Origin of the sequence: Sphingopyxis sp. H053, assembly GCF_001468225.1 — a bacterium.
In the GTDB taxonomy this organism is placed as follows: domain Bacteria; phylum Pseudomonadota; class Alphaproteobacteria; order Sphingomonadales; family Sphingomonadaceae; genus Sphingopyxis.
Genome location: NZ_LNRU01000007.1, coordinates 99,763 through 115,356, shown reverse-complemented (window position 1 = coordinate 115,356; position 15,594 = coordinate 99,763). Strand labels below are relative to the sequence as shown.

At 66.5% G+C, this 15,594-nt stretch carries 14 protein-coding genes; 8 read left to right on the top strand and 6 right to left on the bottom strand.

Annotated elements, in window-relative coordinates:
- Positions 1-85: 85 nt before the first annotated feature.
- The 3 genes from dnaA to mutM all read right to left on the bottom strand — a co-directional run bounded on the left by dnaA (position 86) and on the right by mutM (position 3,213).
- Entirely contained in the window at positions 86-1,450 is a 1,365-nt protein-coding gene (dnaA, locus tag ATE70_RS14950) for a chromosomal replication initiator protein DnaA (protein WP_058538695.1), read from the bottom strand.
- Between the two features lie 502 nt (positions 1,451-1,952).
- The gene (gene rpsT / locus ATE70_RS14945) at positions 1,953-2,216 is read right to left on the bottom strand and encodes a 30S ribosomal protein S20 (protein ID WP_037514171.1); all 264 of its coding nucleotides are present in this window, start codon (positions 2,214-2,216) and stop codon (positions 1,953-1,955) included.
- Positions 2,217-2,403: 187 nt separating this feature from the next.
- Positions 2,404-3,213: a bifunctional DNA-formamidopyrimidine glycosylase/DNA-(apurinic or apyrimidinic site) lyase gene (gene mutM / locus ATE70_RS14940; RefSeq protein WP_058538918.1), complete on the bottom strand. Its 810-nt coding sequence runs from the start codon at positions 3,211-3,213 to the stop codon at positions 2,404-2,406.
- Between the two features lie 93 nt (positions 3,214-3,306).
- Here mutM and ATE70_RS14935 point away from each other — a divergent pair, with 93 nt between their 5' ends.
- The 8 genes from ATE70_RS14935 (at position 3,307) to ATE70_RS14900 (ending at position 10,984) form a co-directional block, all read left to right on the top strand.
- Positions 3,307-4,044 carry a class I SAM-dependent methyltransferase gene (locus ATE70_RS14935; protein WP_058538694.1) on the top strand — a complete coding sequence of 246 codons (738 nt, stop codon included), beginning with the start codon at positions 3,307-3,309 and terminating at the stop codon, positions 4,042-4,044.
- Positions 4,041-5,585 (top strand): 2-polyprenylphenol 6-hydroxylase, encoded by a 1,545-nt coding sequence (gene ubiB, locus ATE70_RS14930; protein WP_058538693.1) that lies wholly within the window; start codon positions 4,041-4,043, stop codon positions 5,583-5,585. Before ATE70_RS14935 ends, ubiB begins: the two co-directional genes overlap by 4 nt.
- A gap of 109 nt (positions 5,586-5,694) precedes the next feature.
- Positions 5,695-6,819: a glycosyltransferase gene (locus ATE70_RS14925; RefSeq protein WP_058538692.1), complete on the top strand. Its 1,125-nt coding sequence runs from the start codon at positions 5,695-5,697 to the stop codon at positions 6,817-6,819.
- Positions 6,807-7,919, top strand: coding sequence for a hypothetical protein (locus tag ATE70_RS14920; RefSeq protein WP_156419653.1), 1,113 nt, complete (start codon positions 6,807-6,809; stop codon positions 7,917-7,919). Before ATE70_RS14925 ends, ATE70_RS14920 begins: the two co-directional genes overlap by 13 nt.
- Before the next feature lie 109 nt (positions 7,920-8,028).
- A complete protein-coding gene (locus ATE70_RS14915) occupies positions 8,029-9,369 on the top strand; it encodes a bifunctional phosphopantothenoylcysteine decarboxylase/phosphopantothenate synthase (RefSeq protein ID WP_058538917.1) in 1,341 nt (446 codons plus the stop codon).
- The gene (dut, locus tag ATE70_RS14910; RefSeq protein ID WP_058538690.1) at positions 9,332-9,880 is read left to right on the top strand and encodes a dUTP diphosphatase; all 549 of its coding nucleotides are present in this window, start codon (positions 9,332-9,334) and stop codon (positions 9,878-9,880) included. Before ATE70_RS14915 ends, dut begins: the two co-directional genes overlap by 38 nt.
- Before the next feature lies 1 nt (position 9,881).
- On the top strand, positions 9,882-10,631 hold the full coding sequence (locus ATE70_RS14905; RefSeq protein WP_058538689.1) for a HesA/MoeB/ThiF family protein: 750 nt from the start codon (positions 9,882-9,884) through the stop codon (positions 10,629-10,631).
- On the top strand, positions 10,610-10,984 hold the full coding sequence (locus ATE70_RS14900; RefSeq protein WP_058538688.1) for a DsrE family protein: 375 nt from the start codon (positions 10,610-10,612) through the stop codon (positions 10,982-10,984). The genes ATE70_RS14905 and ATE70_RS14900 overlap by 22 nt, the downstream gene beginning before the upstream one ends.
- A gap of 147 nt (positions 10,985-11,131) precedes the next feature.
- On the opposite strand, the gene ATE70_RS14895 is transcribed toward ATE70_RS14900, so the two are convergent.
- From ATE70_RS14895 to ATE70_RS14885, 3 genes are all read right to left on the bottom strand, one after another.
- The gene (locus ATE70_RS14895; RefSeq protein ID WP_058538687.1) at positions 11,132-11,857 is read right to left on the bottom strand and encodes a class I SAM-dependent methyltransferase; all 726 of its coding nucleotides are present in this window, start codon (positions 11,855-11,857) and stop codon (positions 11,132-11,134) included.
- Positions 11,857-12,984: a peptide chain release factor 2 gene (gene prfB, locus ATE70_RS14890; protein WP_056372785.1), complete on the bottom strand. Its 1,128-nt coding sequence runs from the start codon at positions 12,982-12,984 to the stop codon at positions 11,857-11,859. The genes ATE70_RS14895 and prfB overlap by 1 nt, the downstream gene beginning before the upstream one ends.
- 72 nt (positions 12,985-13,056) lie before the next feature.
- Positions 13,057-15,576, bottom strand: a complete 2,520-nt coding sequence (locus ATE70_RS14885; protein ID WP_058538686.1) for a penicillin-binding protein 1A — start codon at positions 15,574-15,576, stop codon at positions 13,057-13,059.
- Positions 15,577-15,594 lie beyond the last annotated feature (18 nt).

Below are 15,594 nucleotides of genomic sequence, written 5' to 3'. Positions count from 1 at the left end.
ACGTCCGCTCACCACCCCAAAGCGGACCTCACGGCCCGCGACGATGTGGATAACCCCGGGGACAACCCCGGGATAAGTCTGTGGATCAGCTGTTGAGACTGCGCCGGATCGCCGCGATCTCGGCGTCGAGCTCGCTGTCGGCGACGCGCAGTGCCTCGACCGTGCGTACCGCATGGATCACCGTCGAATGGTCGCGCCCGCCGAAGCGGCGCCCGATTTCGGGGTACGAACGCGGGGTGAGTTCCTTCGCGAGATACATCGCGACCTGGCGCGGGCGCGCGACCGCGCGAACGCGACGCTTCGACGACATTTCGGACTTGTCGAGCCGGTAGTGCGCGCAGACCGCACGCTGGATCTCGTCGATCGTGATCCGCGGGCGCGCGGTGCGGACATTTTCGGCGAGCCGGTCTTCGGCGAGCGCGATATCGACCGTCGTGCCGGTGAGCGCGGCGTAAGCGAGCAGCTTGTTGAGCGCACCTTCGAGTTCGCGGATGTTGCGTGTGAAATGCTTGACCAGATAGGCGACGACATTGTCGGGAACATCGACCATCGGCATCGCGGTCAGCCGCTGGCGGATGATGCGTTCACGAAGATCATCCTCGGGCGCCTCGATATCGGCGACCAGCCCGCCCGACAGGCGCGACAGCAGGCGTGCCTCGACCCCGTCGAGCATCGCCGGCGGACGGTCGGCGGTGACGACGAGGCGTTTGCCCGCGGTCATCAGGTCGTCGATCGTGTGGAGCAGTTCTTCCTGTGTCGAATTCTTGCCGATCACGAACTGCAGATCGTCGAGCAGCAGCAGGTCGGCGGCGCGCAGCCGCGCCTTGAACGCCATCATGTCGCCGCCGCGCATCGCGCCGACGAATTCGAGCATGAATTTTTCCGCCGACATCAGGATGATGTTCGCGGTCGGGTGCGCCGTGGCATAATCCTGCGCCATCGCCTGCAGGAGATGCGTCTTGCCCTGCCCGGTGCCCGAGCAGAGATAGAGCGGGTTGAACTGCGGTGTCTCGACCATCGCCATGCGGCGCGCGGCGTTGGCGGCGAGGATGTTGCTGCGCGCGACGACGAAGCGGTCGAACGACAGGCGCGGGTCGAAGCCCAGCAGCGCGGGATTGGCGGCGGGTGTCGGCGGCGGCGCGTCAAAGCTCGGCAACGGCGAGGCTGCGAGCACCGTGGCGCGATCGTCGGCGGCAGCGCCGCCGCGCACCGTGACGCCGCGCACTGCGGGCAGCTGTTGGCGCCATGCGAGTTCGAGCCGGTCACCGAAACGCTCGTTGATCCAGTTCGCCGAAAAGCGGCTGACGGTTTCGAGCGTCACCACGCCCGACAGCGTGCAATAGTCGGCAAAACGCACGGGCTTCAGCCAATGATCGAAGGTACGCACGCCAAGGTCGCGGCGCAGCCCTTCGGCCACGCGCGGCCAGAGCGTCGCGGCATCACCGCTCATTGCTCCGCCCTTTGCGTCATATCCATGCCGATTGCTGCTTTCTATCACGCCGTGCCGCCCCCTCAGGTCCCCGCGCGCCGCACGATCGGGCGGCCGACCACGCGCCGATTCGTCGCCTGCGCAGGACGCAGGCATACTATCCGGGGCAGATAGCCCGAGAAGATGCGAATCATGTCGATGTGGCGGCCACCGGCGAAGGCCGACGACGCACCCTGTCTAGTCAGGCCGCGCCGAGTCGATCAAGGTCTGGCCGTGTAAAAATACTGAAATAAAAATCTTGACTCACTAGGGGGGCCGGAATCGCGCCAGAACGTCATTTTATGACTGTTTTTCAACAGTTTAAATATGACATTCCGGTGACCAAACAACGAATCGCCGTAAATCCGTCACTTACCGCGCTGCAACACTATTGCCATCGCGCTGTCACAATATCCGACGCAAAAAAGGACCCGCGGGCATGAAGCCAGCGGGTCCTTTTTGTTCCCTTTCGGGACGAAGCGAATCAGGCGATCGCGTTCACGCTCTTGGTCAGGCGCGAGAACTTGCGTGCCACGGTGTTCTTGTGGAGCACACCCTTGGCAACGCCGCGCGCCATTTCAGGCTGCGCCGCCTTGAGTGCGGTCGCGGCCGCGTCCTTATCGCCGGCGGCGACGGCGTTTTCGACCTTCTTCACCAGCGTGCGGATGCGCGAAACGCGATTCTTGTTCACGACGGTGCGCGCGGTGTTGCGGCGGATGCGCTTTTTTGCCTGCGGCGTATTGGCCATAAATTCCTCGGTTTCCAAACGGTCTAAGTCAGTCGGAGCGCAGCGTCACCGGAGCAGCCGAATCGCGCAAACAGGCGAATCAATGTCCGGATACGGCCGGTTCCGGTAACCCGGACCCTGCTCGAAGGGTGCGCGCATAGCCAGCTTGGCCCTTTTGGTCAATGCCTATTGCGGGAAAGCACACGCATTACCGCTGGCATTTCGGACAAAAGAAGGTCGAGCGCCCGCTCTGGACGATCCGCGCGATCGTTCCGCCGCATTCGCAAGCCTCGCCCTCGCGGCCATAGACGCGCCAGTCCTTGGCGAAATAGCCGAGATCGCCCTCGGGGCTGAGGAAATCGCGCAAGGTCGAGCCGCCCGCCGCGATCGCCGCGATCAGCACCTCCTTGATCGCGGGCACCAATGCCGCGAGCTTCGCCCTGGACACATCGGCTGCGGGCTTCGTCGGCGCGATGCGCGCCATGTTGAGCGCTTCGCACACATAGATATTACCGAGCCCCGCGACGAGCGTCTGGTCGAGCAGCATCGCCTTGATCGGCGCGCGGCGCGCGGCAAGCGCCTTCGCGAGATAGGCTGCGTCGAAGGCTTCGGACAAGGGTTCGGGACCCAGCGTCACGAACGCCGGGAACAGCGTCAGCGGATCGCCGCTGACGAGGTCGACCGACCCGAAGCGCCGCGGATCGTGGAGGAACAGCCGGTGTCCCGCGGTTTCGAGCAGCAGATGATCGTGCTTGCCCGCCTCGCCGCCCTCGGTCCGCCAGCGCCCCGACATGCCGAGATGGAAGATCATATGATCGTCGCGGTCGGTCGAGATGACACCATATTTGGCACGGCGTGACAGGCCCGTGACCGTCGCACCGGTCAGCCGCTGCGCAAGGTCGGCGGGAAAGGGCCGGCGCAGATCGGGGCGAAAGGTGGTGACCGCCGTCAGCCGCTGGCCTTCGAGGAAGGGCGCAAGGCCGCGAACGGTGGTTTCGACTTCGGGCAATTCGGGCATATCGCGCATCGGGCTACGCGCCATTTGCCTGCACGGCAAGGCCCGGCTAAAGGCCGACGCAACACACCATCTCCCCGCAAAGGCGCGCACTCCATGGCCACTCCCGACACCGTCAGCTTCGGTTATGAACAGGTTCCCGCGGGCGAGAAGACCGCGATGGTCGGCGAAGTGTTCAGCCGCGTCGCGCGCAAGTACGACATCATGAACGACGCGATGTCGGGCGGCATGCACCGCCTGTGGAAAGACCGCTTCGTGCGCCGCGTGAAGCCGCGCGAGGGCGAGACGATCCTCGACATGGCGGGCGGCACCGGCGACATCGCCTTTCGCATGGAACGGTTCGGCGCGAGCATCACCGTCGCCGATATCAACCCCGACATGCTCGGCGTCGGCGTCGAACGCGCGGCCGAACGCGGTATCGACAGCCTCGTCTGGTCCGAACAGAATGCTGAGAAACTGTCGTTCCCCGACCAGTTTTTCGACGCCTATACGATCGCCTTCGGCATCCGCAACGTCACCGACATCCCGGCGGCGCTCAGGGAAGCGCACCGCGTGCTGCGCTATGGCGGGCGTTTCTTCTGCCTCGAATTTTCGACGAACGAATGGCCGGGCTTCGCGCAGGCCTATGACGCCTATTCGCACCACCTCGTCCCCAAGCTCGGCAAGCTGATCGCCGACGACGAGGACAGCTATCGCTATCTGATCGAATCGATCCGCCGCTTCCCGCCGATGCCCAAATTTGCGCAGATGATCCGCGACGCCGGCTTCACCGCGGTGAAGGTCGAGCCGATCCTCGGCGGCCTCGTCGCGATCCACAGCGGGTGGAAAGCTTGACCCGTCCCGTCATCCACATATTGCGCCTGCTGAAATGGGGCCGCATCCTCGCGCGCCACGGTGCGCTGCGCGGGATCGAAGCTGCGCCCGAAACGCCGGCGGGGGTGAAGCGTCTGTGCCGGATTGCACGGCTGGGCACGATCCAGCCGAAAATCCCTGATTATGCCACCGCATTTCAGGCGATCGGCCCCGCCGCGGTGAAACTCGGCCAGACGCTTGCGACGCGTCCCGACCTTGTCGGCGAAGAAGCGGCGCGCAATTTGCTGAGCCTGCAGGACGCACTCGCGCCCGTCGATTTCGACCGCATCAAGCAGGAAATCGAGGCGGTCTTCGAAACGCCGCTCGAAAGCCTCTACAGCGAATTCGATCCCGAACCCGTCGGCTCGGCCTCGATCGCGCAGGTCCACCGCGCGGTCACGACCGACGGCCGCAAGGTCGCGGTGAAAGTCCGCCGCCCCGGCATCGACAAGCAGTTCGCGCGCGACATCGACACCTATGAATGGGCGGCGGCGCATCTCGAGGCGCTCGGGGGCGAAGCGACGCGGTTGCGCCCGCGCGAAGTGATCGCCAATTTCCGCCGCTGGACCTTGCGCGAGCTCGACCTGCGCCGCGAGGCCGCCTCGGCGTCCGAACTCGCCGACGCGATGGTCGGGGTGCCGACTTATCAGGTCCCCGCGATCGACTGGGACCGCACCGCGAGCCGCGTGATGACGCTCGACTGGATCGACGGCATCAAGATTTCGCACCGCGAGCAGCTGATTGCCGCGGGGCACGACATGGAGGCGCTGTCGGCGAACCTCGTCAACGCCTTCTTGCGCCAGGCGATCGCCGAGGGTTTCTTTCACGCCGATATGCACCAGGGCAATTTGTTCGTGAAAGCCGACGGCACGATCGCCGCGGTGGACTTTGGCATCATGGGGCGGATCAACCGGCAGGCGCGCTACTGGCTCGCCGAGATCCTCTATGGCCTGACCACGGGCAATTACCGCCGCGTCGCCGAAATCCATTTCGAAGCGCAATATGTGCCCGACTATCATAATGTCGAGGAGTTCGCGACGGCGCTCCGCGCGGTCGGCGAGCCCATGCGCGGCAAGCCGGTGAGCGAGCTGAGCGTCGGGCAGATGCTCGACGGGCTGTTCGCGATCACGCGCGATTTCGACATGCAGACGCAGCCGCATCTCCTCCTCCTCCAGAAGACGATGGTGATGGTCGAGGGCGTCGCGACGATGCTCAATCCGAAGATTAACATGTGGGACGTGTCGGGGCCCTTCGTCAGCGAATGGATCCGCGACGAACTCGGCCCCGAGGCCGCGCTCGCCGACGGTTTGCGCGAACAGGGCAAGACGCTGGCGCTGATCCCCGACATCATCCGCCGCCTCGACGCGCAATTGCCGAAGAAAGGCGCCGCGCCGCCCGCCCCGCCGCTGCCCGACATCGCGCTGATGTGGGACGTGGGCGAGAAAAAGCGCTGGTGGCGCTATGCGCTGACCGCGCTCGCGGGCGCCGCGGCGGGCGCCGGCATCCTGAACTGGCTGGGCTGACCCTCGTTCATCGGGCCGGGAATTAGCTGGTTACCGGACATTTACCTTAAATCGTTAAGCGTGGACCTCGACCAACCCGGACGTGAAATCCGGACAGAACCGAGGTTTCATGCGCCACGACATCCTGATTGCCGACAAGATCCTGCCGGTCGACACCCTGCCTCTCGAGGTGGCGGTCGTGGTGCCGACGCTCAACGAAGCCGCCAATGTCGAAAAACTGATCGAAAAACTCTCGGTCGTGCTCGCGGGGCGCGGCTGGGAAGTCGTCTTCGTCGACGATAATTCGCCCGACGGGACGAGCGAACTGGTGCGCCGCATCGGCCGCGGATCGCGGCATGTGCGCATCGTCCAGCGCGTCGGCCGCCGCGGCCTGTCGTCGGCGGTGGTCGAGGGCATATTGGCGACCGCCGCGCCCGTGGTCGCGGTGATGGACGGCGACCTCCAGCATAGCGAGGACGCGCTGCCACGGCTGATCGACGCGATCGCGGGCGGAGCCGATATCGCGGTGGGCACGCGCTATGTCGCGGGCGGCGGGATCGGCGAATGGGACCAGGACCGCGCGCGGATGAGCCGCCTCGCGACGCGCGCCGGACAGATCGCGCTCGGCACCGATGTGTCCGATCCGATGAGCGGATTCTTCGCGGTTCGCCGCGATGCCTTCGAACGCGCGCTGCCGCGCCTCTCGGCGATCGGGTTCAAGATATTGATCGACATATTGGCGTCGAGCCCGGCGCCGCTGAAGGTCGCCGAAATCCCCTATCAATTCCGCACCCGCGAGGCGGGCGAGAGCAAGATCGGCGCGCGCGTGATCGCCGAATATGCCGAGCTGATCGCCGACAAGACGATCGGCCGCTTCGTCCCCGTCCGCCTGCTCAAATTCCTGATGGTCGGCGGGCTCGGCGTGTTCGTCCACCTCGCCGTCCTGCGCACGATCCTCGGCACCGGCAGCGCCTTTGTCACCGCGCAGACCAGCGCCGTGATCACCGCTATCGCGTTCAACTTCTTCCTCAACAACAGCTTCACCTACGCCGACCGCAAGCTGAAGGGCTGGCGCCTGGTCGGCGGCCTTGCCAGCTTCTATGCGATTTCGGCGCTCGGCGCGGTCGCCAATATCGGCATCGGCACCTGGATGGCCGGGCATGACGAGCGCTGGTGGGTGGCGGGGGTTGCGGGCGTGCTGGTCGGTGCGATCTGGAACTTCGCGATGTCGTCGGCGCTGACGTGGCGCAAATGATGGCGAGCGCGCCGGTCTGGAACCGCTTCGCCGGGGTTTCGCGCCCCGTCGCGGCGGCGGTTCTGGGCCTGCTGGCGCTGCTGATGGTCTGGGGCGCGGCGGGCGGCGTCGGCCGCGATCATGTCGCGGTCGCAAAGCCCACGTCGGCGCAATTCGACGGCCTCATCGGCGACCATGCGCTCTACGCGCGCATCTCGGCGCGGGTCGATGCGGGCGAAGCCTATTACGCCGCGGCCGCCGCCGAACACCGCGCCGGCGATTATCCGCTGCGCCCCTTTGTGACGGTCCGTTTGCCGGTGCTGGCCTATATCGTCGCCGCGCTGGGCGAACGGAAGGCGATGCTCCTCTTCGTGATCATCGGCGGCGCGGCGATCCTGGCCTGGTACCGGCGGCTGCGCACCGAGCCCGCGCTCCCCCGCTACGCCGCGATCGGCGCGTTGTTCGTCGCGGCGAACCTGACGCAGCTCGCCGCGCGCGAGTGGCTGTTCATCCACGAAGCCGCGGCGGGCGTGCTCCTCGCGCTCGCGCTTGCGCTCTATCGCCCCGCCCGTCCGTGGTGGACCATGGCGATCGTCGCCGCAGCGCTCGCGATCCGCGAGACGATACTTCCCGTAGCGATGCTGTTCGGGCTTTTCGCGCTGATCGATCGCGACTGGCGCGCCGCAGCGGGCTGGCTGGCAGTCGGGCTATGCTTCGCGGCGGGCCTCGCGGCGCATATCGCGGCGCTGGCGGCGGTGACGACCCCCGCCGACGCCGCGAGCCAGGGCTGGAACGGACAAGGCGGCTGGATCGCCTATCTGTCGTTCGTCCAAGCATCGTCGCTGCTGCGTTTTTTCGCGGGATGGGTCGGCGCGCTGCTCGTGCCGCTCGCGCTGCTCGGCTGGGCGGCATGGCGCTCGCGGCTCGGGCTCGCTATGCTGCTGATCCAGCTCGGCTATGCGGCGCTGCTGATGCTCTTTGCGCGCCCCGCCAATTTCTATTGGGCGATGCTCGTCACGCCGACCTTGTTCATCGGCCTCGCCTTCGCACCCGCCGCGCTGACCGCTTTAATACGATCGTTGCGACAGCCGATGCGCGCGATTCCCGCTGCTGCGATTTAGGCGTCCGCTTGAACTGAAGCGAGGAAGCGCATAACTGATGCGCGAAGGAGACGGCGATGAATCAAACCCAGTCGATCGCCGCCCGCTCGCGGCAGGCTTGCCACCGCTGATGTCCGCTCCGCGCATTCTTTTGATCATCGGCGGCGGTATCGCCGCCTATAAATCGATCGAGCTCGTCCGCCTGCTGCGCAAGGCGGGCTATGTCGTGCGCTGCGTCATCACGCGCGCGGGCGAGCAGTTCGTGACGCCGCTGACACTCGCGGCATTGAGCGAGAACAAGGTCTATACCAACCTCTTCGACCTCAAGGACGAGGTCGAGATGGGGCATATCCAGCTCAGCCGCGAGGCCGATCTGGTCGTCGTCGCGCCCGCCACCGCCGATCTTCTCGCGAAGATGGCGGCGGGGATCGCCGACGACCTCGCGACGACATTGCTGCTCGCGACCGATAAGCCGGTGCTCGCGGCGCCCGCGATGAACGTGCGAATGTGGCTGCACGCCGCAACGCGCCGCAATATCGCGACCTTGCGCGGCGATGGCGTGACCGTGATGGAACCCGACGAGGGCGAGATGGCGTGCGGCGAATATGGCCCGGGCCGCCTGCCCGAGCCGGAGGCGATCAAGGCCGCGATCGAAGCGGCGCTCCAGTCCCCCTCCCGCTTGCGGGAGGGGCTAGGGGAGGGTCTGTCCCGGTCACCCAACCCAACAAGCCCTCCCCCGACCCCTCCCGCAAGCGGGAGGGGAGAAATGGACGGCCAGCCCGACTTCGCCGACGAAAATCACCGCCCGCTCTATGGCCGCCGCATCCTGATCACCGCGGGGCCAACGCACGAACCGATCGACCCGGTACGCTACATCGCCAACCGGTCGAGCGGGAAGCAGGGCTTTGCGATTGCCGCCGCCGCCGCGGAAGCCGGCGCCGAGGTGCTGCTGATCGCCGGCCCCGTGCCGCTGCCGACCCCGCCCGGCGTGATCCGCGTCGATGTCGAGACCGCGGTCGAGATGGCCGCCGAAGTGCAGCAAGGCCTGCCCGTCGATGCCGCGATCATGGTCGCCGCGGTCGCCGACTGGCGCGCCGCCGACACTGCGGTGCAAAAGATCAAGAAGGACGGTAGCGGCGCGGTCCCGCCGCTTGCGCTGGCCGAAAACCCCGACATTCTCGCCGGCCTTGCCAAATCGCCCGAACGCCCGAAATTGTTGATCGGTTTTGCCGCCGAAACCAACGATGTCATCGAACATGCGCAGGCCAAGCTTGCGCGCAAGGGATGCGACTGGATCGTCGCGAACGACGTCGCGGCCGACCCGATGGGCGGCGAAAACAACCGGGTGCATATCGTTAGCAAAGACGGCGTAGACAGCTGGGACCGGCTTCCCAAGCAGGCCGTCGCCCGCAAATTGATGGAAAAGATCGCCGATGAGCTCGAAAAAAATTCACCCCTTGAAAGAGATTGAGATCGCCATCCAGCGGCTGCCCAACGGCGGCGGCCTGCCCCTGCCCGCCTATGCCAGCGATGGCGCGGCGGGAATGGACGTCGTCGCGGCCGAGACGCTGACGCTGCGCCCCGGCGCACGCCACGCGGTCGCGACCGGCTTCGCAATGGCGATCCCGGCCGGTTATGAGGTCCAGGTGCGTCCACGCTCGGGCCTCGCGCTCAAACATGGCGTCACCTGCCTCAACACGCCTGGGACGATCGACAGCGACTATCGCGGCGAAGTGAAAGTGATCCTCGCGAACCTCGGCGACGAGAGTTTCGAGATCAAGCGCGGCGACCGCGTTGCGCAGCTCGTCCCCGCGCCCGTCCAGCGCGCGGCCTTTGCCGAAGTCGAGACGCTTGATGAGACCGTGCGCGGCGCGGGCGGTTTCGGATCGACCGGGGTCGAGAGCGATGCGGTCGACGAGACCGCGGACATGGCGGGCCTCGCTTCGCTGTCGGGCATCAAGCTGCGGCGGCCGGTCGACTAGTTTGCTGAGCGACGCCGAACTCGACCGCTATGCCCGCCAGATCATCCTGCCGGCCTTTGGCGGCGCGGGACAGGCGAAGCTGAAGGGCGCGCATGTCGCGATTATCGGCGCAGGCGGGATCGGCTGTCCGGCGATCACCTATCTGGCGGCGGCGGGCGTAGGCAAGCTCTCGATCATCGATCATGACGTGATCGAGCTGTCGAACCTGCAGCGGCAGCCGCTGTTCACCGATGCCGATATCGGCGCGCGCAAGGCCGATGTTGCGGCAGGCGCGGCGCGGCGGATCAATCCGCATGTCGATGCCATCGCGGTCGCCGAAAGGCTCGATTCGAGCAACGCCGAGACGCTGCTGGCGGGCGCAAGCCTGATCCTCGACGGCTGCGACAATTTCGGCACGCGGCTCGCCGCGAACCGCGCCGCCGTCGCGCTGCACATTCCGCTGCTCAGCGCCGCGATCGGCGCCTTCGAGGGGCAGGTCGCGCTCTACGAAGGCTGGCGCGCGGAGTGCGCCTGCTATGCGTGCCTGGTCGGCTCCGATCCCGACCGCGAAGGCACTAATTGCGCCGAAACCGGCGTGATGGGCGCGCTCGCGGGGATGATCGGCACGATGGCGGCGCTCGAGACGGTGCGCGCGCTCACCGGCCTTGGGTCGTCCTTGACCGGCCGGCTCGCGATCGTCGATATGCTCGACAGGCGCTGGCGCGAGGTTGGCGTACCGAAGGATCCGCTATGCCCGGTCTGCCGAGCCTGAACATCATCGTCGCAGTCGCCGAGGGACGGCGGCTTTACGCCGCGCTCGAAGCGGGGATGGCGGCGGCGGCGCTGGGCCGGCCGGTGCGGATCTTCCTGCAGGGCGAGGCCGCGGCGCTGCTGCGCGACCCGGTGTCCTTTTCGGGCGACGAAGCGCGCCGCGCCGCCGGACAGCCCGATCTCGCCTGGCTCGTCGAAGAGGCGATCGCGATGGAGGTCGACCTTTTCGTCTGCCAGTCGGGCATGGCGCTCGTCGGCATCGCGGCAACCGAACTGGTGCCGCATGTTCGCGCTGCGGGACTGGTCAGCTTTCTCGCCGAGGTCGGCGCCGAGGACCGGCTGATCGTTTATTGATCTGGATCCTCCCTGTGCCGAAGGCATGGGGAGGTGGCAGCGCGAAGCGCTGACGGAGGGGCTAATGGCGCGACGTCGCTGCCCCTCCACCACCGCTACGGCGGCGGTCCCCCTCCCCACGGCTTCGCCGCAGGGAGGATCAAAGCGTCACGGATTATCGCAGACCTTGATCGCATCGGGCTCGGGACGCCTGCCTTCGGGCTCGAAGCGTGCGAGGTAGCCCCCGGCATGCTGCTTGTCGTCGTAGGAGACGAGCTTGTAGCCCACCGCCTCGAACTCGCAGACGAGCAGGCGGAAAGGCGTGCCGTGCTGCGCGATCGGGCGGTCGCCGTCGACGACGAGCACCTGCCCGCCCTTGCGCAGCGCCGGACGCAGCCGCCACAGAAAGGCGTAAGGTTCGCCGATCTCGTGATACATATGGACCATGAACACGCGGTCGAAGCTCGCGGCGGGCAAACGCGGATCGTCGACCGCACCGAGTTTCAGCGAGACATTGTCGAGCCGCTCGCGCGCAACGCGGTCGGCGAGCCGCTCGATCACCTCGGGAATGATGTCCTGCGCGAGCACGCGCCCGCCGACGCCGACGCGCTGCGCGAGGCGCACCGTATAATAGCCGTCGCCCGCGCCGATGTCGGCGACGGTCATGCCGGGCCGCACGTCGGCCGAGTTCATGACGTCCTCGGCCTCGTTGACGCGGTCGCGCGCTTCCTCGGTCGACCATTTGGTCGAGACGGTCGGCGCGACCGGCCGGTCGGCGGGCGGAAACTCCCGCGCGGTCTCGGCGCGGTCGCTGCCATCGTCCCACGGCGCGTCATCGCAGCTGCCGAGCAGCGGCAACAGCGCCAGCGCGGCAAGAGCGGCGACGCGCTTCATCAGTCGATATCTTCCACTTCGACCTTCTCGCCCGTCACCTTCTGCGACAGCGCCGCCGCCATGAAGGGGTCGAGCGCGCCGTCGAGCACGTCGGACGGTGCGGTCGAGGTCACGCCGGTGCGCAGGTCCTTCACCAGCTGATACGGCTGGAGGACATAGGAACGGATCTGGTGGCCCCAGCCGATCTCGGTCTTCGCCTGATATTCGCCCGACGCCGCCGCCTCGCGCTTCTGGAGCTCGGCTTCGTACATCCGCGCCTTCAGCATTCCCATCGCGGTCGCGCGGTTTTTGTGCTGCGAGCGGTCGTTCTGGCTCGCGACGACGATGCCGGTCGGGATGTGCGTGATACGCACCGCCGAATCGGTCGTGTTGACGTGCTGGCCGCCCGCGCCCGAGGCGCGATAGGTGTCGATCTTAAGGTCGCCTTCGTTGATCTCGATATCGATATTATCGTCGATCACCGGATAGACCCAGACGCTCGAAAAGCTGGTGTGGCGCCGCGCCGAACTGTCATAGGGCGAGATGCGGACGAGGCGGTGGACGCCGCTTTCGGTCTTGGCATAGCCATAGGCGTTTTCGCCTTTCACCAGCATCGTCGCCGATTTGATGCCCGCCTGTTCGCCCGCCTGATATTCGACCAGCTCGACCTTCAGCCCGCGCTTTTCGGCCCAGCGGCTGTACATGCGCTGGAGCATTTCGGCCCAGTCCTGGCTTTCGGTGCCGCCGGCGCCCGCATGGACTTCGATATAGGCGTCGTTGGCGTCGGCCTCGCCCGCGAGCAAGGCCTTGATCTTGTCCTCTTCGGCGCGCGCCGCAAGAACGCCGAGCGACGCGACGGCCTCGTCGACCATCGCCTCGTCGCCTTCCATCTCGGCAAGCTCGATCAGCTCGGCGGTATCGGCGCATTCGGTTTCGATCGCGCGCGTCGCATTGATCGCTTCGTCGAGCCGGCGACGTTCGCGCATGACCTCCTGCGCCGCCTTGGCGTCGTTCCACAGCGTCGGGTCCTCGACCTTCGCATTGAGTTCGTCGAGCCGCCGCACCGCGCGGTCCCAGTCGAGAAAGCGGCGCAGCAGCGCCAGCGCGGCGCCAATCTTGTCGATATGATCCTGCGCTTCGGCGCGCATGTCCTTGCTCCTGAAATATGTTGATCCCGCCCTTACGGCTTCAAGCGCCGCAGGGGAAGGTGGTCCAAGCCGTCAGATAATGCCGCCGCGGTCGTCGAGGAAGTCGCTGTCGGTGCGGCCGGTCGATCCCTTTTGCGACGCGCCGCCGGTTGCCCGCCGCTGCGTCTTGATCGGCTTGATTTCCTCTTCGCGGATCGTGCGGCGCGGTTCGCTTTCGGGCTTGAAGGCTTCCCAGATGATCGACGCCTTCGGGTCGGTCCCCGGCCAGCTGCCATAGACGCGGCGCCCCGACTGACGGTCGATGCGGACCATGCGCACGCCCTTCGGCGCCGAGAAGGGAATCGGCTGGCGGTCGGCGAGCGCGGCGAGCGCGAAATCCTTGAAGATCGGCGCGGCATAGCTGCCGCCCTGCGCATAACCGCCCATGCTGCGCGGCTGGTCAAAGCCGATATACATGCCCGCAATCACGTCGGGGGTGCCGCCGACGAACCAGACGTCGTTCGGGCCCGACGTCGTGCCGGTCTTGCCGAACAGCGGCACGTCGAGGTCGCGCAGCCGCACCGCGGTGCCGCGCTGGACGACGCCTTCGAGCATATGCACGACCTGATAGGCGGTGATCGGGTCCATCAGCTGTTTGCCCGACCTCGCGAAGCGCGGCATCGGCCGGCCGTCCCAATCCTTCTTGTTGCAGCCCTCGCACGGTTTCCAATTGGCGGGGAAGACCACCTTGCCGCGGCGGTCCTGCGCATAGTCGATCACGCGCGGTTTCAGCGCGCGGCCGTGGTTGGCGAGCATCGCGTACGCATTGGTGATCTTTTCGACCGTCGTCGTTCCGGCGCCGAGCGCGGTCGAGAGATAGGGTTCGTGCTTGCCGATGCCCATCGTCTGGATCGTTTCGACCACCGGCTCCATGCCGACCTGGCTCGCGGTGCGCACCGTCATCAGGTTGCGCGACTGTTCGAGACCCCAGCGCATCGTATGCTCGCCCGACCCGCCCGCGCCGCCGAAGTTGCGGAAGCATTTGTTGCCGAGGCTCGCGCCCTGATAGACGCAGAAGGGCCCGTCGACGATCATCGTCGCGGGGGTCATGCCATTGTCGAGCGCGGCGGCATAGACGAAGGGCTTGATCGTCGAACCCGGCTGGCGTTCGGCCTGCGTCGCGCGATTGAAGGGCGACAGGCGGACGTCGAAGCCGCCCTGCATCGCGTAGATGCGGCCCGAATGCGGGCTTTCGACGACCATGCCGCCCGAGACTTCAGGAATGTTGCGCAGCGCATAGCTGCTGCCGCCGGTCGATTTGACGACGATCAGCTGGCCGGGGCGCATTGCCGAAAAGGCACTGCCGCCGGTCTTGCGATAGCCCATCGTCGCGGCGCTCGCGGGCAGCGTGCCGGTGTCGCCGTTGGAAAAGCCGATCCGCGCCGCGCCCGCCGACTTCGACAGCACCGCGGCGACGCGCCAATTGTCGTAATCGATACCGATGAAGCTCGACGCGAGGCGGCTCTGCCACTGGTCGTCGGCCTCGATCGTCGCGATCGGTCCCGACCAGCCCTTGCCCGCGTCGTAGCGCTGGAGCCCCTTACGCAGCGCCATCGTCGCGCCTTGCTGCATCTTGCCGTCATAGGGCGTGCGCACCCAGAGGCCGCCGGCATAGACGCTGTGCGGACCCTTGTCGGCGGTTTCGCCGAACTGGGCGATCAGCTGGCGCCGCACCTCTTCCATATAATAGCCGCCGACCTGCGCGATCGCGGTGTTGCCCGTGTTGGTGAGGCCGAGCGGCATCGCGCGCGCCGCGTCGCGCTGCGCGGTGCTGATCCAGCCATTGTCCTGCATCGACCCGAGCACGAAATTGCGCCGCGCCAGCGCCTCGCGCTCAAAGCGCGCGCGGCCGTATTTCTCGGGCGCCTTGGGCAGGATCGCGAGGAAGGCCATCTCGTGCAGCTGGAGCTGGTCGACATCCTTGTCGAAATAGGCGCGGCTCGCCGCCTGCACGCCAAAGCTGCGGCGGCCGAGCGGGATTTCGTTGAGATACAGCTCGAGAATCTGTTCCTTGGTCAGCGCATCCTCGATGCGCATCGCGAGGATCGCCTCGCGCACCTTGCGGCGATAGCTGAGCTCGTTCGTGAGCAGCAGGTTCTTCGCGACCTGCTGGGTGATCGTTGAGGCGCCGATGGGGCGGCCGCTGTTCGTCAGATTGGTGACGATCGCCGAGGCGATCCCCGGATAGTCGATGCCGCCGTGGCTGAAGAAGGTCTTGTCCTCGGCCGCGAGGAAGCTGCGCACCAAAAGCTGCGGATATTCGCTATATTCGAGCTGGACGCGGCGTTCGCGGGCATAGCTGTGCACCGGCTTGCCTTCGCCGTCGCGGACCATCGTCGGCAGCGGCGGTTCATAGTCGCGAAGCTGGTCGACCGACGGCAGGTCGCGCGCGAAAACCACCCAGATCAGCGCAAGAAAGAGAACGCCCGCGAGCGCGAGATAGCCGAGCCAGCGGAACCAGCGCCGCGTCCACATATCGCTCAGCCATGCGATGACGGCATTGCTGTCGCGGCGCAGGCGCAAGCGGAAATCGGGCGGACTGTCAGCGGCCATATGTCCCCGCCTCTAAAG

Bases quoted from the DNA above. Each gene is read 5' to 3' on its own strand.
- dnaA (WP_058538695.1), bottom strand. From the start codon at position 1,450: ATGAGCGGTGATGCCGCGACGCTCTGGCCGCGCGTGGCCGAAGGGCTG.
- rpsT (WP_037514171.1), bottom strand. From the start codon at position 2,216: ATGGCCAATACGCCGCAGGCAAAAAAGCGCATCCGCCGCAACACCGCG.
- mutM (WP_058538918.1), bottom strand. From the start codon at position 3,213: ATGCCCGAATTGCCCGAAGTCGAAACCACCGTTCGCGGCCTTGCGCCC.
- ATE70_RS14935 (WP_058538694.1), top strand. From the start codon at position 3,307: ATGGCCACTCCCGACACCGTCAGCTTCGGTTATGAACAGGTTCCCGCG.
- ATE70_RS14925 (WP_058538692.1), top strand. From the start codon at position 5,695: ATGCGCCACGACATCCTGATTGCCGACAAGATCCTGCCGGTCGACACC.
- ATE70_RS14915 (WP_058538917.1), top strand. From the start codon at position 8,029: ATGTCCGCTCCGCGCATTCTTTTGATCATCGGCGGCGGTATCGCCGCC.
- dut (WP_058538690.1), top strand. From the start codon at position 9,332: ATGAGCTCGAAAAAAATTCACCCCTTGAAAGAGATTGAGATCGCCATC.
- ATE70_RS14900 (WP_058538688.1), top strand. From the start codon at position 10,610: ATGCCCGGTCTGCCGAGCCTGAACATCATCGTCGCAGTCGCCGAGGGA.
- ATE70_RS14895 (WP_058538687.1), bottom strand. From the start codon at position 11,857: ATGAAGCGCGTCGCCGCTCTTGCCGCGCTGGCGCTGTTGCCGCTGCTC.
- prfB (WP_056372785.1), bottom strand. From the start codon at position 12,984: ATGCGCGCCGAAGCGCAGGATCATATCGACAAGATTGGCGCCGCGCTG.
- ATE70_RS14885 (WP_058538686.1), bottom strand. From the start codon at position 15,576: ATGGCCGCTGACAGTCCGCCCGATTTCCGCTTGCGCCTGCGCCGCGAC.